The sequence below is a fragment of the Sphingomonas sp. genome, from assembly GCF_048595155.1.
GTDB lineage: Bacteria > Pseudomonadota > Alphaproteobacteria > Sphingomonadales > Sphingomonadaceae > Sphingomonas_I.
The window spans coordinates 12,434-35,041 of sequence record NZ_JBMDXN010000020.1 but is presented as its reverse complement, the minus strand read 5'-3'; the positions used below and the strand labels follow the sequence as shown (position 1 = coordinate 35,041).

The 22,608-nt window shown below is 64.3% G+C and carries 18 protein-coding genes and 1 pseudogene; 7 read left to right on the top strand and 12 right to left on the bottom strand.

Annotated elements, in window-relative coordinates:
* Nucleotides 1-628 (bottom strand): 2OG-Fe(II) oxygenase (locus tag ACOJSI_RS04145; protein ID WP_420136998.1); only part of this gene is annotated, 628 nt, incomplete at its 3' end.
* 11 nt (nucleotides 629-639) lie between these two features.
* Complete coding sequence (gene ruvB, locus ACOJSI_RS04140) at nucleotides 640-1,668, bottom strand: Holliday junction branch migration DNA helicase RuvB (protein WP_420136997.1); 1,029 nt, start codon at nucleotides 1,666-1,668, stop codon at nucleotides 640-642.
* Between the two features lie 132 nt (nucleotides 1,669-1,800).
* Here ruvB and ACOJSI_RS04135 point away from each other — a divergent pair, with 132 nt between their 5' ends.
* Entirely contained in the window at nucleotides 1,801-2,709 is a 909-nt protein-coding gene (locus tag ACOJSI_RS04135) for a 2-hydroxyacid dehydrogenase (RefSeq protein ID WP_420136996.1), read from the top strand.
* A gap of 25 nt (nucleotides 2,710-2,734) precedes the next feature.
* Here ACOJSI_RS04135 and ruvA read toward each other — a convergent pair whose 3' ends face one another.
* From ruvA to ACOJSI_RS04115, 4 genes and pseudogenes are all read right to left on the bottom strand, one after another.
* On the bottom strand, nucleotides 2,735-3,331 hold the full coding sequence (gene ruvA, locus ACOJSI_RS04130; protein WP_420136995.1) for a Holliday junction branch migration protein RuvA: 597 nt from the start codon (nucleotides 3,329-3,331) through the stop codon (nucleotides 2,735-2,737).
* 12 nt (nucleotides 3,332-3,343) lie between these two features.
* Entirely contained in the window at nucleotides 3,344-3,829 is a 486-nt protein-coding gene (gene ruvC, locus ACOJSI_RS04125; RefSeq protein WP_420136999.1) for a crossover junction endodeoxyribonuclease RuvC, read from the bottom strand.
* A pseudogene (locus tag ACOJSI_RS04120) lies at nucleotides 3,826-4,569 on the bottom strand (YebC/PmpR family DNA-binding transcriptional regulator). The gene ruvC and the pseudogene ACOJSI_RS04120 overlap by 4 nt, the downstream one beginning before the upstream one ends.
* Nucleotides 4,570-4,670: 101 nt before the next feature.
* Nucleotides 4,671-4,910, bottom strand: a complete 240-nt coding sequence (locus ACOJSI_RS04115) for a DUF2312 domain-containing protein (RefSeq protein WP_420136994.1) — start codon at nucleotides 4,908-4,910, stop codon at nucleotides 4,671-4,673.
* Between the two features lie 122 nt (nucleotides 4,911-5,032).
* Here ACOJSI_RS04115 and ACOJSI_RS04110 point away from each other — a divergent pair, with 122 nt between their 5' ends.
* A complete protein-coding gene (locus ACOJSI_RS04110; RefSeq protein WP_420136993.1) occupies nucleotides 5,033-7,297 on the top strand; it encodes an NADP-dependent malic enzyme in 2,265 nt (754 codons plus the stop codon).
* Nucleotides 7,298-7,383: 86 nt separating this feature from the next.
* Here the strand turns inward: ACOJSI_RS04110 and ACOJSI_RS04105 are convergent, their stop codons facing one another.
* Nucleotides 7,384-7,854: an outer membrane protein assembly factor BamE gene (locus ACOJSI_RS04105; RefSeq protein WP_420136992.1), complete on the bottom strand. Its 471-nt coding sequence runs from the start codon at nucleotides 7,852-7,854 to the stop codon at nucleotides 7,384-7,386.
* 157 nt (nucleotides 7,855-8,011) lie between these two features.
* Here ACOJSI_RS04105 and ACOJSI_RS04100 point away from each other — a divergent pair, with 157 nt between their 5' ends.
* Together ACOJSI_RS04100 and ACOJSI_RS04095 are read left to right on the top strand one after the other, a co-directional pair.
* On the top strand, nucleotides 8,012-8,533 hold the full coding sequence (locus ACOJSI_RS04100) for a ubiquinol-cytochrome C chaperone family protein (RefSeq protein ID WP_420136991.1): 522 nt from the start codon (nucleotides 8,012-8,014) through the stop codon (nucleotides 8,531-8,533).
* Entirely contained in the window at nucleotides 8,530-9,048 is a 519-nt protein-coding gene (locus tag ACOJSI_RS04095; protein ID WP_420136990.1) for a YceD family protein, read from the top strand. The genes ACOJSI_RS04100 and ACOJSI_RS04095 overlap by 4 nt, the downstream gene beginning before the upstream one ends.
* Nucleotides 9,049-9,052: 4 nt before the next feature.
* Here ACOJSI_RS04095 and ACOJSI_RS04090 read toward each other — a convergent pair whose 3' ends face one another.
* On the bottom strand, nucleotides 9,053-10,696 hold the full coding sequence (locus tag ACOJSI_RS04090; RefSeq protein ID WP_420136989.1) for an inorganic phosphate transporter: 1,644 nt from the start codon (nucleotides 10,694-10,696) through the stop codon (nucleotides 9,053-9,055).
* Nucleotides 10,697-10,791: 95 nt separating this feature from the next.
* On the bottom strand, nucleotides 10,792-13,182 hold the full coding sequence (locus ACOJSI_RS04085) for a penicillin acylase family protein (RefSeq protein WP_420136988.1): 2,391 nt from the start codon (nucleotides 13,180-13,182) through the stop codon (nucleotides 10,792-10,794).
* Nucleotides 13,183-13,651: 469 nt separating this feature from the next.
* Here ACOJSI_RS04085 and ACOJSI_RS04080 point away from each other — a divergent pair, with 469 nt between their 5' ends.
* The 3 genes from ACOJSI_RS04080 (at nucleotide 13,652) to dgcN (ending at nucleotide 18,702) form a co-directional block, all read left to right on the top strand.
* The gene (locus ACOJSI_RS04080) at nucleotides 13,652-16,570 is read left to right on the top strand and encodes a TonB-dependent receptor plug domain-containing protein (protein ID WP_420136987.1); all 2,919 of its coding nucleotides are present in this window, start codon (nucleotides 13,652-13,654) and stop codon (nucleotides 16,568-16,570) included.
* Nucleotides 16,571-16,709: 139 nt separating this feature from the next.
* The gene (locus ACOJSI_RS04075; protein WP_420136986.1) at nucleotides 16,710-17,594 is read left to right on the top strand and encodes a LysR family transcriptional regulator; all 885 of its coding nucleotides are present in this window, start codon (nucleotides 16,710-16,712) and stop codon (nucleotides 17,592-17,594) included.
* 88 nt (nucleotides 17,595-17,682) lie between these two features.
* Entirely contained in the window at nucleotides 17,683-18,702 is a 1,020-nt protein-coding gene (dgcN, locus tag ACOJSI_RS04070) for an N-acetyltransferase DgcN (RefSeq protein ID WP_420136985.1), read from the top strand.
* A gap of 15 nt (nucleotides 18,703-18,717) precedes the next feature.
* Here dgcN and ACOJSI_RS04065 read toward each other — a convergent pair whose 3' ends face one another.
* From ACOJSI_RS04065 to ACOJSI_RS04055, 3 genes are read right to left on the bottom strand one after another with little or no spacing between them, the layout of a single operon-like run.
* Nucleotides 18,718-20,208 (bottom strand): trehalase family glycosidase, encoded by a 1,491-nt coding sequence (locus tag ACOJSI_RS04065; protein ID WP_420136984.1) that lies wholly within the window; start codon nucleotides 20,206-20,208, stop codon nucleotides 18,718-18,720.
* Complete coding sequence (locus ACOJSI_RS04060) at nucleotides 20,205-21,503, bottom strand: MFS transporter (RefSeq protein WP_420136983.1); 1,299 nt, start codon at nucleotides 21,501-21,503, stop codon at nucleotides 20,205-20,207. The genes ACOJSI_RS04065 and ACOJSI_RS04060 overlap by 4 nt, the downstream gene beginning before the upstream one ends.
* Nucleotides 21,504-21,563: 60 nt before the next feature.
* Nucleotides 21,564-22,604 (bottom strand): LacI family DNA-binding transcriptional regulator, encoded by a 1,041-nt coding sequence (locus ACOJSI_RS04055; protein ID WP_420136982.1) that lies wholly within the window; start codon nucleotides 22,602-22,604, stop codon nucleotides 21,564-21,566.
* Between the last annotated feature and the right edge of the window lie 4 nt (nucleotides 22,605-22,608).

Here is a 22,608-nt window from a genome sequence, read left to right as displayed (position 1 = left end):
CCGAGAATAAGGTCAGTACATTGGCCCGCGGGGTGAAGCCGCGGCGAACATCTCCGTGTTCGTCATGGAACAGCAGCAAGCCGCCCCATTCGGCGCGCCAATGTTCGGTCAGCCCCATGACGTAAGCGGCGTGGCGCTGCTTACCCGGCACGACATCATCATGCGCGGTGAGAAAATCGCCCGGGCGGTAGAGGGTGGCCTGGGCATCGGCGAAGCTGACCGCCGCGACATCGGTGACGTGACGGATCAACTCCATAACGGTAGCGCCGCACATGAACTCGGCGAAGGCGTGCAGCGTATCCGATCGATCGCGTGCGTGGCGCGCGTCGGGAACGCGCACCGATTCGAAGCAGAATTGGAAATCGTCGCGGGCCTGCGCGACGATCGCGCCCCGCAATCGCGCCTCCTGCTCGGCCGTCAGCGCGTCCGATCCCTGACGCGGCAGTTCGTAGACCTTCTCGCCATTGTTGAAGATCCACTTCCAGTCGCGCCGGTTCGAAAGGTTCTCGGCCAACCCCCGAACCAGCGCATCAGGAAGAAACGGGTCGATCTGGACGATCCCGGTTTCCGCGAACTGCGCCCGCAAGGCTGCCGGGTCGATCGCGGGATGGAGGCGGAAATCGATCATCTGCCGATGCGTCAGCCGTCGAACAACCCGGCCTGACCCGCCGTGGCGGGCGGCGTAAGCCCCAGATGGGTCCAGGCGCGGCCGTTCAGGCAGCGTCCGCGCGCGGTCCGCGCCAATAGGCCAAGCTGGATCAGATAGGGCTCGATCACTTCCTCGATCGTGTCGCGCGGCTCCGACAGGCCGGCCGCCAGCGTTTCGACGCCCACGGGGCCGCCATGATAGAGATCGGCGATCATCGTGAGATAGCGGCGATCCATTGCGTCGAGCCCGAGCGCGTCGACTTCCAGCCGATTGAGGGCGGCATCGGCATCCCTGGCGTCGACCACATCGTGGCCAGCCGCATGCGCGAAATCGCGCACGCGCCGCAGCAGGCGACCGGCGATGCGGGGCGTGCCGCGCGAGCGGCGCGCCACTGCCGCGGCCCCGTCCGGCGCCATGGCGAACCCAAGCAGCCGGGCCGCGCGGCGGACGACCTGCTCCAGCTCCTCGGTTGTATAGAAATTGAGCCGGATCGGAATGCCGAAACGGTCGCGCAACGGTGTCGTCAGCAGACCCTGGCGCGTGGTGGCGCCGACCAGCGTGAAGCGCGGCAGATCAATCCGCACGCTGCGCGCGGAGGGGCCTTCGCCGATCATGATGTCGAGCGCCCGATCCTCCATCGCCGGATAGAGGATCTCCTCCACCGCCGGCGCGAGCCGATGGATCTCGTCGATGAAAAGGACATCGCCTTCTTCCAGATTGGTGAGCAGAGCCGCCAGATCGCCGGCCTTGGCGATGACGGGGCCGGACGTTGCGCGAAACCCGACGCCCAATTCGCGCGCGACGATCTGCGCCAGCGTGGTCTTGCCGAGCCCGGGAGGGCCGAAAAACAGCACATGATCCAATGCTTCGCCGCGGGCTTTGGCGGCCTGGATGAAGACCCGTAAATTGTCGCGCGCCGCTTTCTGGCCCACGAAATCCTCGAGCGTGCGCGGGCGCAGCGCCGCGTCCGCATCGTCGGGCGCGCGGGCAGGATCGATCAATCGTTCGGGCTCGCTCATGCGATCGGCATAGAGCCTGTTCGGCGGCGGTGGAAGCGGGGCGGGCGGCGGCAGTGCACCCGCTTACCCCCCTTCACGCGTTACGCGCTCATGATAGAGGTTCGCCTCTCCGCCATAGCGACAGGATTGCCCATGCCCAAACCGCCTTTGCTGATGCTGGTCGAGCAGCCGGACTTGTTCGGGCTGCATCATATCGGGGAGCATTATGATCTCCGGTCACAGCCGGCACCGGGAATCGTCGCGGCGGTCAGCAGCGGTAATGGCGTCGATGCCGCGATGATGGAGGCCGCACCCGATCTCAAGATGATCGCGCTGAGCGTGGTCGGCTATGACAAGGTGGACGTTGAGACGGCGCGCGCGCGGGGCATTGCCATCACCAACACGCCGGACGTGCTGACCGACGACGTGGCGGATCTTGCCATCGGCCTTATGATCTCGGTCGCGCGGCGGCTGCCGCAGCAGGATCTGTTCGTACGGGAGGGGCGCTGGCCGTTGGAAGGTCCGCCAGCGCTGGCACGGCGGGCGAGCGGACGCCGGATCGGCATCCTCGGGCTCGGCCGGATCGGCCAAGCCATTGCGCGGCGCGCGCAGCCCTTTGCCACGGAGATCGGCTATTATTCTCGCCAGCCCCGCGCCGAAGGTAAGGAGTATATCTATCGGGACAGTCCGCTGGCGCTGGCGGAGTGGGCTGACGTGTTGATCGTCGCCGTCTCGGGCGGCCCGGGCACCGCGGGGTTGGTAAGCCATGCCGTGATCGAGGCGCTCGGACCGGACGGGACGCTGATCAACATCGCGCGTGGCTCGGTCGTCGACGAGCCTGCGATGATCGCCGCTCTCACCGACGGGCGATTGGGCGCGGCCGGGCTGGACGTGTTCGCGCATGAGCCGAATGTTCCCGAAGCGCTGCTGCGGCTGGAGAATGTCGCCTTGGTGCCGCACCAGGGAAGCGCCACGCGGGAAACGCGCGCTGCCATGGGGAAGCTGGTACTCGACAATCTTGCGGCCTTTTTCGCCGGCAAGCCGCTGCTTACGCCGATCTAGGTTGATCGCGAGCGCGGGGAAGGGGTTAGCGCGAGGCCTTGCGGAGAGCGAGACGGACAAGGGCGTCGAGCGTTGCCGTTGGCCCCAGCTCCTCGCTGGCAGCAGCGACCGCCGCCGACGCCTCGGCTGGCCGGAAGCCCAGGTTGGCCAAAGCCGAAAGCGCGTCTGCCTGGGCGCTTCCGGATGGCGCGGGCGCCGTTCCCGCCACACCCAGCGCGACGCCGCCGGCTTTGTCCCTCAACTCCATCGCAATTCGCTGGGCAAGCTTGGGGCCGACCCCATTGGCCCGGGCGATCATCGCCTTGTCGCCGCTCGCGATTGCCCGGGACAGATCGTTCGTGTCGAGCACCGAAAGAATGGCGAGCGCGACCCGGCCGCCGACGCCCTGAACACTGGTGAGCAGGCGGAACCAGTCACGCTCGGCAGCGGAGCCGAACCCGAACAGTGTGATCGCATCCTCGCGCACCTGCATTTCCGTGAGCAGCAGCACCGTGCCCCCCGTGGCGCCGATCGCGGACAGGGTCCGGCTCGATGCATAAGCGAGATAGCCGACGCCGTTCACGTCGATCACCGCATGATCGGCGGCAATCTCAGCCAATATTCCGGAGAGGCGGGCGATCATTGAGAGAGGCTTCTAGCCCAGCCGCCTGGCGCTCGCCAGATGGTGGGCATGGGTGATTGCCACGGCCAGTGCGTCGGCAGCATCCGCCCCGGCAATCTTCACGCCAGGCAGAAGCCGTGCCACCATTGCGTGGACCTGCGCCTTTTCGGCCCCGCCGGTGCCCACCACCGCTTTCTTCACGAGGCTGGGGGCATATTCGCCGACATCCAGCCCATGGCGTGCGGCGGCAAGCAGGACGACGCCGCGGGCCTGGCCAAGCTTCAGCGTGGACTGCGGGTTCATGTTCACGAACACCTCTTCCACCGCCGCCGCCTGCGGACGATGAAGGGCAAACAGATCATGAAGCCCGTCATGCAGTGCGGCAAGACGCGCGGGCAGTGGCATCGCGCTCCCCGTTCGGACGTGGCCGTTGGCAATGTGGCTGAGACGATTGCCCTCCGCCCGGATCACGCCCCAGCCGGTTGTGCCAAGGCCGGGATCCAGGCCGATCAGGATCAGCCCAGCTTCTCCATGATCTCGTCGGAAATGTCGTAATTGCCCCAGACGGTCTGCACGTCGTCATCGTCGTCCAGCGCGTCGATCAGCTTCAGCAGCGTTGCCGCCTGTGCCTCGTCGACCGCAACCTGGGTCTGCGGACGCCAGGCGAGCTTCACGCCTTCGGCCTCGCCAAGCACCGGTTCGAGCGCCTTGGCCACTTCATGCAGGCTGTCGAGCGCGGTCCAGATGGAATGACCGTCTTCACTGCTTTCGACATCCTCGGCGCCTGCTTCCAGCGCCGCTTCAAACACCTTTTCGGCGTCCCCCGCGGTGGCCGGATAGCTGATCAGGCCAAGCCGATCGAACGCATGGCTGACCGAACCGGGCGCGCCCAGGTTGCCGCCATTCTTGGAGAAGCCCAGCCGTACGTTGGTGGCCGTGCGATTGCGGTTGTCCGTCAACGTCTCGACGATCAGCGAAACCCCACCCGGACCGAAGCCCTCGTAGCGGATTTCTTAATAGTCATCGGCGTCACCGCCTGCCGCCTTGTTGATCGAGCGGTCGATATTGTCCTTCGGCAAGCCTTCCTTGCGCGCCGTGATCACCGCGGCACGCAGACGCGCATTCATGTTCGGATCGGGCAGGCCGGAGCGGGCCGCAACCGTGATTTCGCGCGAAAGCTTGGAGAAAAGCGCAGCGCGCTTCTTATCCTGCGCACCCTTGCGGTGCATGATATTTTTGAATTTGCTATGGCCGGCCATGGCGCCCGCTTCTTCTTTTCTCGAGTGGAGGGAGGGGCCGCACCTCTAGCGCGCGGCACCTCCGGCATCAACTCAGGCCCGGCGTGGCGCCGGCCCGCACCTCAATTCAGGCCGAGCGCGGCCTTGTAGGTTTCCAGCAGCGCCTCGGCTTCGTCGCGAGCATGCTTTTCCATTTTGCGCAGGCGGACGATCGCGCGCATCGTCTTACTATCGTAACCTTGGCTCTTTGCCTCGGCGTAAACGTCGCGGATGTCGTCCGCCATGCCCTTTTTCTCTTCTTCCAGGCGTTCGATCCGCTCGATGAAGAGGCGCAGCTGATCCGCTGCAACCGTATCTGACATTGCGTGTCCTCGTGATTCTGGTGAGCGCGCCGACTAGCCGGTAGCATGTAGACTTCGCAATGGGGTGACGGCAGCGAAAACGCTGGTTAGGTGGAGGCTGTTCGGGAGCGGAGAGAAATAGAGTGTCGGAAGGCAGCAACATCCAATTCTCAGAGCGCGAAGCGCTCGATTTTCATGCGTCGGGCCGCCCGGGCAAGATCGAAATCGTCGCATCCAAGCCGATGGCGACGCAGCGGGACCTCAGCCTGGCTTACTCGCCCGGTGTCGCGGTGCCGGTGCGCGCGATCGCGGAGAACCCGGAGGCGGCTTATGATTATACCGCCAAGGGCAACCTGGTCGCGGTGATTTCGAACGGAACCGCGATCCTGGGCCTCGGCAACCTTGGCGCGCTGGCGTCCAAGCCGGTGATGGAAGGCAAGGCGGTGCTCTTCAAGCGTTTCGCCGACGTCGATTCGATCGATCTGGAGCTGGCGACGGAAGACGTCGATGCCTTCTGCAACGCGGTCGCGCTGCTGGAGCCATCGTTCGGCGGCATCAACCTTGAGGATATCAAGGCGCCGGAATGCTTCGTGATCGAGCAGACGCTGCGCGAACGCATGAACATTCCCGTCATGCATGACGACCAGCATGGCACCGCGATCATCACCGCGGCCGGGCTGATCAATGCCTGCTATCTGACAGGGCGCGAACTCAAGGACATCAATGTCGTGGTCAATGGCGCGGGGGCGGCGGCGATCGCCTGCACCGAGCTGATCAAGGCGATGGGCGTCTCCGCCGACAAGGTGCTGATGTGCGACCGCTCCGGCGTAATCTATCAGGGCCGGACCGAGCAGATGGACCAGTGGAAGTCGGCCCATGCCGCGGCCACGGACCGTCGCACGCTGGCCGAAGCCTGCGAGGGCGCCGACGTGTTCCTGGGCCTTTCAGCCGCAGGCGCGTTGAAGCCGGAGATGGTCAAGACCATGGCCAAGCGGCCGATCATCTTCGCCATGGCGAATCCGGACCCGGAGATCACGCCACCCGAAGCCAAGGCGGCGCGTCCCGACGCAATCGTGGCGACGGGACGTTCGGACTATCCGAATCAGGTCAATAACGTGCTGGGTTTCCCCTTCATCTTCCGGGGGGCGCTGGATGTGCGCGCCACCGCGATCAACGAAGAGATGAAGATCGCCGCCGCAGAAGCGCTGGCCAGTCTTGCGCGACAGCAGGTGCCGGAAGAAGTGGCGATCGCCTACGGCGGCCATGCTCCGCGTTTCGGCCCGGATTATATCATTCCCGCGCCGTTCGACCCGCGCCTGATGGAGATCATCCCAGCTGCGGTGGCGGAGGCGGCGATGCGGACCGGCGTCGCGCGCAAGCAGATCGACGATTTCGATGCCTATCGGGAGCAGCTGAAGGGTCGCCTGAGCCCGGCCACGTCGGTGCTGACGCTGGCGCATGCCAATGCGCGGGCCAATCCCAAGCGGGTGGTGTTTGCGGAAGCGGAGGAAGAGGTAGTGCTGCGCGCTGCCATCGCTTTCCGGGACGGCGGCTATGGTACGCCCGTGCTGGTCGGCCGCGATGAGGTTCCGGACAAGCTCCGTGCGCTCGGCGTCGAGGATCCGGACAGCTTCGAATTGCACAACAGCCGCCACTCGCCGCTGGTCCCGCAGATGGTCGAATATCTCTACGCGCGGCTGCAGCGGCGCGGTTATCTGCGCCGCGAAGTCGAGGCGATGGTCAATCAGGACCGCAACATCTTCGGCGCCCTGCTGCTGGCGCTGGGTGAGGCGGACGCGATGATAACCGGGATCACCCGGACTTATGGCAAGACGCTCCGCCAGGTGCGTCGTGTGATCGACCCGATCGAAGGCCGTCGTCCCTGCGGGATCCACGTTATCGTCGGCAAGAAGCACACCGTCTTCATGGCCGATACGATGGTCACGGAACGGCCGACGCCGAAGGAACTGGTGGCGATTGCCGAGCATACGGCCGCCGTCGCGCGTAGGATGGGACATGAGCCGCGCGTTGCGTTTCTGTCCTATTCCACCTTCGGCAATCCGCCCGGGGAGTGGATCGACAATGTCCGCGACGCGGTTGCGTTGCTGGACGAGAAGGATCCCGGCTTCGAATTCGAAGGCGAGATGGCACCGGACGTCGCGCTGAACCCGAATATGCGCAAAGCTTATCCGTTCAGCCGTCTCTCCGGGCCGGCCAACGTGCTGATCATGCCTGGGCTCCAATCCGCCAATATTTCGGCCAAGCTGCTGCGGGAGGTCGACGGCGATGCCGTGATCGGGCCAATGCTGGTCGGCATGGCAAAGCCGGTTCAGATCGCCACCATGTCGGCCACGGCATCCGAATTGATGACGTTGGCGGTGCTGGCGGCAGCCGGAATCGCGCACTGATACGATCCCTGGATCCTGGCTGACGCCGGGATCCAGGGCTATTAGCAGCATAAAGCTGTAGGTGGCGGAGCGCTGAGCCCGGCGGATCAGCCGCCAGGATTGTCCGCCGTGCTCGCCCGATCGCTGGACCCAGCGGCGATGTTGCCGAACAGTTCGGAGAAGAAGGTGCGGTGCGCGCCCAGAACCGGCGTCTTCTTGCCATAAATCGGCACATCACGGATCGTTTCCACACCCGTCTTCTGAACCGACGCGACATCGCCATTGGAGGCGAAGCGCACGGCAAGCAGCGTCTGCTCGGTGGGATGCGGGGTACTGAAAGCAAGCTGGCGGGTCGTGCGGGACAGATAATACCAGGTATTTCCCTGGTCGAACTGGCTGTCGAAGGTCGGACGGCCAAGTGTCTTCATGACCGAGTCCTTGTTGTCGACCCCCGGCTGCACGCTGTTGATCAGCGTGGTGTCGATCACATAGCCCTTATGATCGCGCACTTCGGCGCAGCCACCGAGCGCCACCACGGCCAGCGCAGCGATCGCCCTGCGCTTGATCGATGCTGCCATGTACGAAAACCCTTTCCGACGAACCCTGATCCTGTCCGCCTGTGGCTGAACTCAGCCTGAGCGATCAGTCTCACGCGTCGGGATTGCAACCGCGCGCGGTCGCCTCAATATGCGGCGCCAACAGGCTCCGCAAGTCGCGGGCAAGGAGATGCGGTGAATGATCGGGTTATGGCGTCGTCTGTTCGGCCGCGCAGAGCGCGAAAAACTGGCGCCACTTTACCGCGCAATCATCGCCGAAGCCCGCCGCCCGATCTGGTATCGCGAGGGCAGCGTTCCCGACACGCTGGACGGCCGCTTCGATATGGTGGCGGCGGTTCTGAGCTTGGTGCTGCTGCGGCTGGAAGCGGAGGCGGACGAGCATGCGCGGAGCGCGTTAGCTTATCTGACCGAGTTGTTCGTGGAGGATATGGACGGCCAATTGCGTGAGCGTGGCATTGGCGACATCGTCGTGGGAAAGCATATTGGCCGGATGATGGGGGCGCTGGGTGGTCGCCTGGGGGCGTTGCGGCAGGCCTTGCAGGATGGCGAGCTGGACGAGGCGATCCAGCGCAATATCTATCGGGGTGTGACGCCTGATCTGGCTGCTAAGGCTGTGGTTCGTGAAGGCTTAATCGCGCTGCGCGCAAAGCTGGCGGCGACGCCGGCAACGGCTTTGATCCAGGGGAGTTGGCCCGCATGACACCTGAATTCTCCCGCCCGGTGCGGCTCGATGAGCTTGGTGGAACGCCCCGGTCCCTGACACTCGCCGCCGACGAATCGGAGCGGGCTGCGCTGGCCCAGCGGTTCGATCTGATGGAAATCGGCCGATTGGAAGCCGATGCGGATCTGGTGCGGGATGGCGATATCGTGATCGCGACCGGCCGTCTTCATGCAGAGGTGGTGCAGATTTGCGTCGCGAGCGGCGGTCCGGTGCCGGCTGCCGTAGCGGAGGCCTTCACCCTGCGGTTCGTGCCGACGCCTGCGGGCGGCGAGGCCGAGGAGGAAATGGAACTGGACGAGGGCGATCTCGACGAGATTTTCTACGAGGGCGGCGCGATCGATCTGGGCGAGGCCGTCGCGCAGACACTGGCCTTGGCGTTGGATCCTTTTCCGCGTGCACCCGACGCCGATGCGGCGTTGCGCGAAGCCGGCGTCCTCCCGGAGGAAGACGCCGGCCCCTTTGCGGCATTGAAGGCCCTGAAAGACAAGCTCTAGGCGGTCAGCCCGCGATCATCTTCGCGATCTGCAGGAAGATCACGTAAAGTATGCCGGCAATCGCCATGGCTGCCGGCAGGGTGGTGAGCCACGCCAGTGCGATGTTGCGCACCGTGCTGACCTGCACGCCCGACCCATTGCCCGCCATCGCCCCGGCGACGCCGCTCGAAAGGATGTGCGTCGTGGAGACGGGCATACCCTTGAACTGCGCGAGCAGGATCGTGCTCGCCGCCATCAGTTCGGCGGCGGCGCCCATGCCGTAGGTCAGGTGGGTCTTGCCGATCTTTTCGCCAACGGTGACGACGATTCTTTTCCATCCCACCATCGTCCCCAGGCCCAGGGCAAGGGCGACCGAGATCTTGACCCAGGTCGGGATGAAGCGCGTGCCCTTCTCCAGCAACGTCTCGTACGTCTTGAGCGTCTTGTCGCCACCATTGGGGAAGTCGTTCTTCGCTTTTTCGGCATCCTTCGTCAGCAAGCGCAGCGTATCGTAGACGAGATACATCTGATTGCGCAGGTTGGGCGTCGCTGCCGCCGGAACATGGGCGATCGCGCCATAATTTTTGAGTTCCTGCACGATGTCGCCGGACACGCGGTCGAGCGCGGCATAGACTTGCGGCCGTTCCGCCTGATGCGTGCGCAATGCCGTTGTCAGTGTGTCCGCGGCAACCTGCGGCGTCATCGGTGCGACGCCCTCCGCGCGCGGCGCGAAGATGGTCTGCGCACCCTGGACCGCCTGGATGAAGGCCGGGGTCGAGCTGTCGGGCATCGTGCGATTGAGCGCATAGGCCGTCGGCGCCACGCCGATGAGGATCAGCATGATCAGCCCCATGCCCTTCTGACCGTCATTGCCGCCATGGGCGAAGGACACGGCGGTGCAGGTGAAAATCAGCAGCGAACGGATGTGCCACGGCGGCGGCGTTTCACCTGCAGGCTCCTTGTACAAAGCGGGATCGGGCACGACCCGCTTCATGCCCCACAGCAGCAGCATCGCGCCGACAAAGCCGATCACGGGGCTGACGAGCAGGGTCAGCAATACGCTTTCCGCCTGGCTCCATTCGACGCCGGAGGTGCCGCCGGCGCCACTCGCGAGCAACTGGTTGGCAAGGCCTACGCCCAGGATCGATCCGATCAGCGCGTGGCTCGATGAGTTCGGCAAGCCCAGCCACCAGGTGCCGAGGTTCCAGATGACCGCAGCCAGCAGAAGCGCGAAGATCATCGCGAAGCCGCCCGCGCTGCCGACGTGGAGGATCAGGTCGACCGGTAGCAGCGTGATGATCGAATAAGCGACCGCGCCGGTCGACACGATCACGCCGATGAAGTTCCAGCATCCCGACCAGATCACCGCCACGACCGGGGCGAGCGAGTTCGTATAGATGACGGTCGCCACGGCATTGGCGGTATCATGAAAGCCGTTCACGAATTCGAAACCCAGCGCGATGATCAGCGCCAGCCCCAGAAAGAGGAAGGCGCCAATAGCAAGGGGCTGGCCCGAATGCGCGGTGTCATTGAAGATGTTGTAGCCGGCGAACAGCAGGCCGGCGGCGAGCACGGCCATGAACAGGCTGGCCGCGAGGGGATGAACCTTATGCTCAAGCTTGCCGGACGCCCTGGTGGAATTGTCCGTCGCGAGCGCACTGCTGGCCATTGACGTCTCCTGGTCGCCCCCCGGCCTGTTCCCCCTTGGTCGGAGGACATGACAGGACGATGACAGTCACCGCGCCAAGACCCACACAATCGGCCTCAACTTGCTGGAATCACAACAGTCCGGCTCACGCTGTATTTGTCCACCGCTGCTTTGCTAAACCATAAGGGTCGCATCGCACCGGCCAGCCACGGGCTGTAGAAATCCCGATAATGCGGCGAACGCGGATCCGCGGACTGGCCGGGCAGAAGCAGATAGCGCGTATTGTCCCATGCGCCGACGTCGGCGACGAAGAGGTAGCTGGCGCCGTGCGTCACATTATAGCCTCGCGCCGGGCTGACGCCCCGGGCCATCACGGTCGTGCCGTCGCCCCCCGATCGTCCGCCGTCGATCTTGGGAAAGGCCGCCGCGATCGGCGGCAGCATCGACAGCGGGTGGGCGATCGCCACGCGATGCAGATCGCCCCAGCGCCATTGCGCCGGGTTCGATCCGCCCAGCTTGAGCGCCTTGTCCCATCCTGCCGCCAAGGCGCGATCGATCAGCGCATCGCGCGCCGCGATGGGATTTGTGCCCAACCGCGCATCCGGGGCGGCGAGCAGCGACAGCATCTGGGACAAGTTGACCGAACGGATCAGATCCTGCGCGGCGGCGGGTATGACGAGCTGCCGGAAGGCGGCCGATAATTCGGGCATGACCATTTCGTAGAGCAAGGCTGCCGCGCTGTCGGCTTCGATCCCGCAATTCCAACGGCGCAATAGGGCTGCGGCGGGCGCGGCTGCCGCGGACGGCGTTGCAGGGAGCAGGCGCACCAGCGCGCGAGCGGGCAGCGACTGCACATCGTGCTGCAGCGCGATACTGTCCTCCAACCGGTGACGGGGCTGGGCGCGCAGCACTTCGGCCACGCGATCATACCGGTAGGAATCGGTCCAGCTGAAGCTGATCACACGTTCCTTGTACGGATAGTCGGCAGGCAAGTTCATCTGATTGGCCGAGGCGAACCAGCCCTGCTCGGGATTGTAGACGTTCGGCATCTCTTCAACCTTGAGAATGCCCTGCCAATCGAAACTGCCGTCCCCTGGCGCCGGTAAGAGACCGTCATGTCGAGGGCGCCGGGGTGTGAAGCCGACGGCATGCCAGCCGGTATTTCCGTCCACATCCGCATAATGGATATTGGTCGGCGAGACATGGAGCTTGAATGCCTCACGCAGGGAAGCCCAATCCTGGGCCAGGTTGATCGCGAGGATTGCGAACGGCATGTTGGCGCCAGGCAGCATCGCTACGGTGGCGAGGGCGACCGCCCGATGCCGCGCGCGATCTTGCGAGATGATCGGCCGCCCCTGCGCATAGCGGTGGGTCACGCTTTCGGTTGGCGCGCCTTTGACCGTGATTTTTTCATGGAACGCCTCGAAGCGTTTCCAGGTCCCCTGGTGCCAGTAACGTTCCGGGTCCTCGGGATGGGTCTGAAGGATGAACAGATCGGTCTGATCGATGTGGAAATTGGTCCGGCCGAAGGCGAAGCGATCGGTGTGACCCTGCATGATGCCCGGAAGGCCGGGGGCGGCGCCGCCGATGACGTCCAGCCCGGGTGCGGTGAGGTGGCTTATATGGCGTGGGCTCCAGCTGCCGATCCCCAAATGCGGGTCATTGGCAAGGATAGGGCGGCCGCTCGCGGTCCGTGCGCCGGCGATCGTCCAGGCATTGCTGCCCTGCGCCGCGCGTTCCACCCGATCGAGATCGCGATCGAATTCGGGAAGCTTGAGGTCGGCGAAGGGCAGGGGGCGGACAATATCCAGGAGATAGCCGAGGTCGGCGTCACTGACAGCGGCGCAGTCCAGCCCGGACGGGACGGTAAACTGCCAAGCGGGACGCAGCGGGTCCAGCAACTGATCATAGTCGAGCAGGCCCCGCGCCTGCAGCCGCGCGCGTCGCACCTCATCATCCGCGTCACCCATGCCGCCGCCCCGCGCGCGCATCATATCGCGCACGTCCCAGCGGATCGGCTTGATCCCGAACATGGCATATTCCAGCGGCGCCAGGGTTGGATCGTGCTCCAGCTCCTCGATCCGGGCGTTGATGCCGGCCACATAGCCACGGGCGCAGTCCAGAACCTCCGCGGGCAACCCGGCCAGTTCCGCGTCAATGTCGCCGCGATAGTGGAACAACCGCGCCGCGCGGTCAGCGGCGACGAACCCAGGACCGAATGCCTCGGCCATGCGACCCAGGTCGCGCCGATTGGCCAGATCGAGCTGGAACAGCCGGTCGCAGGCGATGCGATAGCCTTGGCCAAAGAAAGCATCATGCTTCGACTGCGCCCGGATGTGGGGAACCCCCATCTCATCATCGAGGATCTCGATCGGTGCTCGCGCACCCGTCAGCCGCAAGGTGCGCGTCCCGCGGTTGACGGCTGCGACTTGGCCGCGCACGAAGCCGCTGCCGGTCAGGGCGACTGCGGCTGCGGAGCCCAGAAGGAATGCGCGACGTCGTATCATCTGGGCCCCTTGGAGGTGATCACCTGCCGACCCTATCGGAGTTGGCCGACGGCACGCATAGCAAGCCGGGGCTGCGCCATAACCGCGAGTTATTGGATGTTGGCCGCGCAGGCCATTCCCACAGGCTATACCACAGTCAAATTATATTAGAGCTGTCCTATTGACCGCCTTTCGCGGCCCTGTAGCCTCCCTGTCTTGAAACTGACACGATCGCAAAGATCGCGTCCCAAAAAAGACAGGGATGGCGGGCGTATAAGCCTCAATGGGGCGTCCGAACACTATCCCGATACGGCGGGTGGGAACATAGGCTGAGCAGCTCGCGGCAAGCTCTGGCGATGCAGCGCATCGCCCAAGTTGGAAAGTCCTTTCCAGCGGCACGCTTATCGCGCGCAAAAGGGGGTTATTGATTATGCGTAGTTCCGGAAGACTTTTCGCGCGTGTCGGCCGTCTCTCTGGAGCAGGCGTCGCAATGACGGCTCTGGCGCTGATCCATAGTGTGCCCGCGGCAGCGCAAACCACCGCACCGCAGGATACGAGCGCATCGCTGCCGGACGCGGGAGATAGCGATGTCGTCGTCACCGGCTCGCGTGTGGCGCGTAGCGGCTTCCGTTCTCCCACACCGCTCAGCGTTCTGACGAGCGAGGAGATCCTCAATCAGTCGCCGACCAACAATATCGCCGATTTCATCAATCAGCAGCCGGCGTTGGCCGGATCAACCCGGCCGGCCAATTCGCGCCTCAATCTCAGCAGCGGCCAGGCAGGTATCAATGCGCTCAATCTGCGCAATCTGGGTGAGGTTCGCACGCTGGTGCTGATCGACGGGCGGCGCTCCGTCGCGTCGACCATCACCGGGCTGGTGGACGTCAACACCATTCCGCAATCGCTGGTGAAGAGCGTCGATATCGTCACCGGCGGCGCCTCGGCTGCCTACGGTTCCGACGCGGTGGCCGGCGTGGTCAATTTCGTGCTCGACAAGAAATATGAAGGGATCAAGCTCGCCGGCGATGCTGGCATCACGACCTATGGCGACGGCGGCAATTATTCGTTCGACGCGACGTTGGGCAAATCCTTCGCCGGCGGCCGCGGCCACATCTTGCTCAATGGCGAAGTCGCGCGTCGCGACGGCATCTTCAATGTCGATCGCGACTGGAACGCGACCGGCTATGTCCGCATCCAGGATCCGAACTGGACCGCAACCAGCACAACGCCGCAATTCTTGATCCGCCGTGGGGTCGGGGCGGCTAATTCCACGCCGGGCGGGTTGATCACCGGGTCCGTCGGTGCCACTGCCAACTCGCTGCGCGGCCTCTATTTCGGTCAAAGCGGGCAGGTGCTGCAATATCAATATGGCAACCTGACCTTCCCGTCGCCGACAGGCAGTGCGGCGCCGAGTTTGACCCAGGGCGGAAGCTGGCAGGTCAACGATTCCGGCCGCCGGATCGGCCTGGATCCAAGGGACGATCGCTACGGCTTCTATGGCCGCCTGAGCTACGAGGTGACGGACAGCATCGAGCTGTTCGGCGAGGCCTCCTATAACCAGCAGCATATCGTGTTCAATGCGGGTCCGAACCTGCAGACGGGCATCACGCTGCGGAACGACAACGCCTTTCTGATCAACACCTTGGGTGCGGCGCGCCTGGCGGGTATCAGCACCGCGACGCTGGCTACGACATCGGCGGATCTTCCGTTCCGTGGCGTGAACAATCGCCGCAAGGTGCAGCGTTATGTGGTCGGTGCCGAGGGCCAGTTCGATGCCTTTGGCAAGGCTGCGCATTGGAACGTCTTCGGTCAATATGGCCGGGCGGAGTTGCGTGAGCAGCTGACCAACATCCAGAATATCGCGCGCATCAACAATGCCACAGATGCGGTATTCGCACCGGCCGGCAATAGCGGCGGCTATGCGGCGGGTTCGATCCAGTGCCGCATCAATGTCGACGCCAGCACCACCAATGACGACAAGTCCTGCGTCCCGTTGAACCGGCTCGGCCTTGGCGTCGCCGATCCGGCTGCGATCGCTTATGTGCTGGGCTCGCCCTATCGCAAGGAAGTCGTCGAGCAGAAGAATGCCGGCGTGAACCTGTCGCTGACGCCGTTCGCGACGTGGGCCGGCGACGTCAGCGTCGCGATCGGCGGCGAATGGCGCGAGGAACGGATCAAGGGCTTCGTACCCGCCGAATTCCAGCCGAAGATCACGGTGGACGCAAATGGCCGGCCGACCACGGCCAACGCCTGGTCGGTGGGCAATTATCTGCCGACCAATGGCCATTACAGCGTCAAGGAAGCCTATCTCGAAACCGTCGTGCCATTGGGCCTCGGCGTCGAATTCAACGGTGCGGTACGTGCGACCGATTATTCGACGGCGGGCTACGTCACCACGTGGAAGGCCGGTGCGACCTGGCAGCCGATCGAGGATATCCGCTTCCGCGTGGTCCGGTCGCGCGATATCCGCGCGCCCAACCTAAATGAATTATATCAGGCCGGCTCCGCGAACAGCGATTCCGTGCGCAATCCGCTCTACACGGCAGATGGAAATAACGGCCCGGCCTCTTATTCTTACTCGGCCACCGCGACCGGCAATACCAATCTCCGGCCGGAAATCTCCAACAGCTGGACGATCGGCGCCGTGCTGTCGCCGCGCTTCCTGTCGCGGTTCAACGCATCGGTCGATTATTTCCGCATGCGCATCACGAAGGGCATCACCACCTTCGGCGCGCAGGACATCATCAATCTTTGTGCCGTCGGCCAGCAGCAATTCTGCGATGCCTTCACGACGGATCCCAGCCGTTCGGCGCCAGGCCAGCCTTACCTGTTGTTCCGCACCCAGCCGTTCAACGCGGCCAGCCAGCTGGTGCGGGGCGTCGACTTTGAAGCCTCGTATCGCCAGCCGGTTGGCAACACGGCCAACATCACGCTGCGTGGCATGGCCACCCGCTATATCGACAATATTCTCGATAACGGTGTGGCCGGAACGGTTGTCGTCAATACGGTCGGCGTGAATGGCGGCCAGTATAGTACGCCCAAGTGGATCTTCCGCGGCAGCCTGAGCTTCGAAACGCCGACGACGTCGATCACCGCCGTGGGTCGCGGCGTCAGCGCCGGCAAATATAGTGCTACCGCGATCGAGTGTCAGACGGGATGCCCGCTTTCGACCGTCAACTTCCCGACCTATGACGACACGCACATCAAGGGTCTGTTCTACGTCGATCTCAACCTGACGCAGAAGGTTGCGGTGAGCAGCGGGTCCAACGCCGAATTCTTCATCAACATTACCAACCTTTTCAACAAGGGGCCGATGTTGCTGCCGGAAACGGGTCTCGCGGCGAACAGCACTTATTCGGATCTGCTCGGACGAACCTTCCGCGTCGGTGTGCGCTTCGAGTTGCGCTGATCGTTTCGCCTGAACCCAATGGGGGCGTCGCGCGGCTTGGCGGCCGCGCGGCGCCCGGATATTTTGCACAATGCACGCGGGGGCCGGTAGGCTGATCGGCGGGCGGCCATGTAGCGGGCGTCGTTGCCGAGGGTCCTGAATGAACCTGCGCCAGATCGAAGTCTTTCACGCCGTCTATCTGCACGGCACCGTCAGCGCGGCTGCGCGGGCGCTCAACGTGTCCCAGCCGTCGGTCACGAAAGTGCTGCGCCATGCCGAAAGCTCCATCGGGCTTCCCCTGTTCGAACGTGCCCGCGGTCGTTTGATCCCGACCGATGACGCGCGCGCGCTGTTCGCGGAGGTGTCAGACATCCAGGATCGGGTGCGGTCACTGCGGCAAGCCTGTCACAATCTGCGTCTGGGCCGGGGCAGCCTGCTGCGGATATCGGCGCTGCCGTCACTCGGGCTGCGGGCGATACCGGAAGCGGTCGCGGCCTTCATGCGCGACCACCGCGACATGCTGTTTGATCTTCAGACGCTCCATCACGACGAGATGGTGCGCAAATTGTATGAGCGCGAAACCGACATCGCGATCAGCTTCGAGGTGCCGGCAACGGCGCCGGTCGGGCATCAGGTGATCGGCGAGGGCGAATTGGTCGTGCTCTACCGCGAGCAGGATTTCCCCAATGCGCCATCGCGCGTCCATCTCTCCAGCCTGCAGGACCAGAAGTTCATCAGCCCGATCCAAGGCGGCCCGATCGGTCGGATCCTGTCGAGCGAACTCGACCACCTGGATGTCGTGCTCGATGAGGTCGCGTCGGCGCGCACATATTATGTCGCGGCCGCACTCGTCCGTGCCGGTGTCGGCATGGCGATCGTCGATAATTTCACGGCGCAGGCATCGATGAGCGAAGGCCTGGCGACCCGCCCGCTGCAGCCGGCTATCACCTTCGATATCAACGCCGTCTATATGCAGGATCGGCCACCGACGCGAATGGCGTCGGAATTTCTCGATCGGCTGGCGATCCTGATCGATGAACCATAGCCGCGCGCTATAGGGCGTGTGGCGCAGAGAATTGGGTTTGGCGAGGCGCGGCGATAAAGCGGGAAGCCCTGACATTGCGGACCGCTCCATGATCGCTACGCCCTATCTTCTCTATCTGGGTCACTCGAACGATCCGGCTGGTATCAAGACTTCGCGCGGCCTTGCCGTCTTTCGGCCGGAAGTCTGCGTGGGCGAGTTCCGCCACGACGATAGCGGCCTGACGCTCGGCCTGGAGCGCATGGACTTCCGCACCGGTGTCGCGGCGGGTGCGCGGACGTTGGTCCTTGGCATCGCCAATGCCGGCGGGACGCTGGGCGAAGATCTTATCCTGGACGCCATCGCAGCGATGGAAGCCGGGCTGGATGTCGCGTCCGGCCTGCATCAACGGCTCAAGGACGAGCCGCGGCTGGTGGCAACGGCGCAGCGGCTTGGACGGACGCTGCACGATGTCCGCGATCCGCGTCCCGACATCCCGGTCGGCAACGGCAAGAAACGGGCGGGCAATCGCCTCCTCACCGTCGGAACGGATTGTTCGATCGGGAAGATGTACGCCACATTGTGCCTCACCCAGGGGCTGCGCCGGCGCAACGTTGCGGCGGATTTTCGCGCAACCGGCCAGACCGGAATTCTCATCGCGGGCGGCGGCGTGCCGCTCGACGCGGTGGTCGCCGACTTCATCGCCGGCGCAATCGAACAGCTCTCGCCCGAGCGGGCCGATGGCGGATGGGATTTGATCGAGGGGCAGGGGTCTTTGTTTCATCCCTCCTTCGCCGGCGTGTCGACCGGGCTGCTCCATGGCGCACAGCCAGACGCGCTGGTGCTGTGCCACGAGCCGGGACGACCGCACATGCGCGGTCTGCCACATTATCAGCTGCCCGATATGGCTGAGTGTCTGACGGCCAATCTGCAAGTCGCGCGGCTGACCAACCCGGCGGTACGGGCGGTCGGCATCGCACTCAACACCTCGACGCTTGCTGAGGAGGAGGCGCGGACTCTTTGCGCGCAAACAGCCGACCAGATGGGCTTGCCTTGTTCCGATCCATACCGGTTCGGGGTCGATCCGATCCTGGACGGCCTTCTGGGCACGCCGGCGCCCGCGCAGGGCTAACGAGGCGGCGGGCCGTTATTGCGGCATGCCGGCCAGCAATTTGAGCGTCACGCCATTGGTCCAGCCGAACCCGGTTTCGGTGACATATTCACCGCCCGCGCCGGCGCCGCGTCGCTCGACGTCATATTTCTCGAGGAAGACGCCGCTCGCACGATAATGGTCTTCCACCATCGTCACCCAACGATGTGCGATCGTGTCGGCAAGACCAGTAAAGCCGTAACGCCGCAGCCCGGCGATCGCGATCCATTGCAGCGGCGCCCATCCATTTGGGGCGTCCCACTGCTGGCCGCTCGGGTTCAAGGTGGTGAGTAGCCCGCCGTCGCGGACCATCTGGTCAATAGCGTTCTTTACGGCCGCTGCCCGATCCCGTGGGCAAATACCTGTGAAAAGGGCAAAAGCCGTCGCTGCAGTGAGCTGCTGCGCAACCGTGTGGCGATCGAGATCGTAATCCGCGAAGAAGCCGGCAGTCGCGTTCCAGAGGTGCTGGTTGATCGCAGTGGCGCGGTGCTGGGCACGAACCGCGAAGGATCGCGCCACATCCCCTTCGCCCAGAGCCAGCGCTTCCTCGGCAATGGTCTGCTCCAAGCCGTGAAGCAGGCAATTGAGGTCGACCGGAACGAGGCGTGTCGTTCGGATCGATGCAAGATTGTGGCCGTCGCCAAGCCAGCGCGAACTGAAGTCCCAGCCGCTTTCCGCCGCGGCGCGCAGGTCACGCCAAAGACGTCGCTGGCTGGCTTCCGGCAGCCCCTCAGCCAGCGCCATGTCCTCGCGCCACGATTCATCGCGGGGCTGGTCGATATCGTCCCAGGAGCGGTTGAGCAGCGTGCCGTCGGGCAAACGGATGACCCGCCGTGCTTCGCCACCCGGCGCAAGGCCATCTTCCCCGTCCATCCAGAAGCGGTGTTCGATCAGCATCCAACGCAGCCGGTTGCGCCGACTGTCGTCGCTTCGATCCTGGGAGAGGCCCGCCATCAGGTAAAAGAGCGGCGGGTGCGAGCGGCTTAGATAATAGCTGCGGGTTCCATTCGGGATATGCCCGAAGCGATCAAGCAGGCTGCCGAAGTTCGCGATCATGTCCTCGACCAGATCGTGCCGGTCCGATCGCACGAGGCCGAGTGCCGTGAAATAGGCGTCCCAATAATAGAGTTCGCGAAAGCGTCCGCCGGGCACCACGAAAGGGCGGGGCAGGGCGATTTGCGACGATCCTGCCGCGCTATCTTCCTGGCGTCGCGTCAGCACGGACCAAAGGGCATGAATATGATCGGCCATGCCGGCCGTGCCGGACAGGCCCTCATGCCCCTCGCCGGGCAAGGCGAAGTTCCGCCCGACGAACCGCGCCAGATCGCTCTGTTCGCGCGGGCAGCCTCCATGCCATTCTGCCAATATCTCTTCGATCGGACGTAAGGGTATGGCGTCCGCAAAGGACTTGGAATCCGGATAAAGTCCGTGCGCCTGCACGGCGCGGAAGATCGGGCCGAACAACGCCGAGGGGGAGGAGGCGGTCATGCTGCGGCGGTCCCGCGGCTACGGCGGCGGATCATGGGGAGGATCAGGGCAATCAGTGTCATAGGAACCAGCAGGAAATAGAAAGCGATCGCGCCCGGAAGATGCTGGAACAGCATGCCAGTGATGAAGGAGCCCAAGGTGCCGCCTAAGGCCGAGAAGATGACGATCAGGCCCACCATCGCAGGATGGCTAGGGCGGGGTAGCCCGCTCAGCGCGACGGAGCAGAGGGTCGGATAGATCGGCGCGAGGAACAGGCCAAGCAGCGGAAAGAGGTAGGCGGCGGCCGGCGCGCTCGCCCAGCCGATATCGGCGCGCGGCATCACGCCTCGTGCAAGCGGTAGCGAAATCAGGATCAGGATCGCGATCGCGAAGAGGCAGGTGAGAAGTACCGGCAGCCAGTGGAATTGGCGCAGGACCAATCCGGAGCCGAGCCGGCCGACTGCCAACGACGCGAGGAAGATGGTCGACATCTGCACGCTCATCGCCGCCGGCAGATGCAGGACTTCGCTGTTGAAGGTGGGCAGCCAACTGCCAACGCCTTGTTCGATCAGCACGTAGAGGAAAAGCGCGGCGAGGGCGACGATGGTCGCCGGAAGCACCGCCAGGCTCGCCATTTCGCGCCAGCCCGCCTGTGTGTGCGACCCCTCGGCGCCGCGCTCGTCCAGCGACAAGGCCGCCCACGATAGAGCGCTCAAGAGGCACAAGCCTGCGATCAGCCAATAGACGTGCAGCCATCCGCTGCCATTGCGATCTGCGGCGATGAAAACGGAGAAGATCCACACGCCGGCCAGGACGCCGACCATGAATGCGCCCTCTATCGTGCCGGTGATGCTGGCATGATCCTGCCGATCCCGTGCCAGCAGGCCTATGGTGGAATAGGTGGCGACCTTCACGACACCGAAGCACAGGCCGGTGGCGACGAACAGCAGCTGCATCGCCGGAAAGGTGCCGACGAACGATGCCGTTAGGCAGGCGGCCGCCATTATAAGCAAGGCCACGATCATTGTCCGCCGAAAGCCGAAGACCGCGACCCGTGTTGCCAGGAAGAAGGATGCCGCCACGACCGAGAGGTCCTTGCAGGCTTCCAGCAGCGAACCCATCGGCTTGGTTGCGCCGAGATGCTGGATCGATTGCAAGATCACGACGCCGACGCTGTTCATCAAAATGCCGAGAATGGCATAGGCGAAGGCGAGGATCGCGATCGTGTAGATCCGTGAGCTCGCGGGGCGGATCACCGCCATCGTGGCAACCTCGGCATCATGTCGGTGGATCCTCGCCTTCGCGGATTGCAGCATCCGTCGGCGCTTTGATACCGATTATGAAATGCTTTTCAACGGCAACGTCAGAAGACGAATTCAGGTCTCCCGGACGACGATCCGCGTCGGCAGCATCACCGAACGGGACCGGCCGCCATCTATCAGCTGCATCAATTTCTCGACAAGCAGTGCGCCAGCCACGTCCGTCTTCTGCTCGATCGTGGTCAAGGCCGGGCTGAAATGGGCCGCCGGCGGGATGTTGTTGTAACCCACCAGCGAAAAATCGCGCGGCGCCACCAGGCCGCGCGCCTTGAACGCGCCGATCGCGGCCATGGCGGCAGTGTCCGAGAAAGCGAAGACGGCATCCGGGGGCGGGGCGTCACGCAGATAATCGGTGACGGTCTCGGCGGTTGCGGTGAACGCCATCGACGCAATCGCGAGGAGGTCAATCGAGACGTCCGGCTGGTCCTTGGCGGCAAGGCGCAGGCCCTCGGAGCGAAGACGTAGCTCCTCGTGCCGGGTGTCGCCGATGAACAGCCAGCGCTTGCGGCCGCGGGCCAGGAAATGCTCGCCCGCCAGCCGCCCACCCGCCACATTATCGCTGCCGATCGCGCAATAGCCTGCGTCCGGCGATACCGCGCCCCAGACCACCAGCGGCACGTTGGTGCGCGATACCGCCCTCAGCATGGCGTGGCGCGTGCCTTGCCCCAGAACGATGAAGCCATCCGCGCCACGTGCCTGGAAGAAATCGGCGAAGGAGCGCGCATCCTCCAGCCCGGGAGGCGACAACAGCAATTCCTGATTGCGGATCGACAAGGCTTCGGACACGCCGGCCAACAGCTCGAACACGAAGGGATCGCCGATCGCGCCGTGACGATGCGACCCGAAATCCAGCATCACCGCGATCGTGTTGGTACGGGCCTGGCGCAGCTTCTGCGCATTGCGGTTCACCGCATAGCCATGCTGCCGGGCGACCTCCAGCACGCGCTCGCGGGTTTCGCCGGTAACGAGTGGGCTATCGTTCAACACTCGCGAAACCGTTGGCGTCGAGACGTTCGCCAGCCGCGCGATGTCCTGCATCGTCAGCCGCTGCTCGCCGGCGGAGCTCTTCCTGTTCGTGCGAGTTACGGCGTCGGTCATTCCC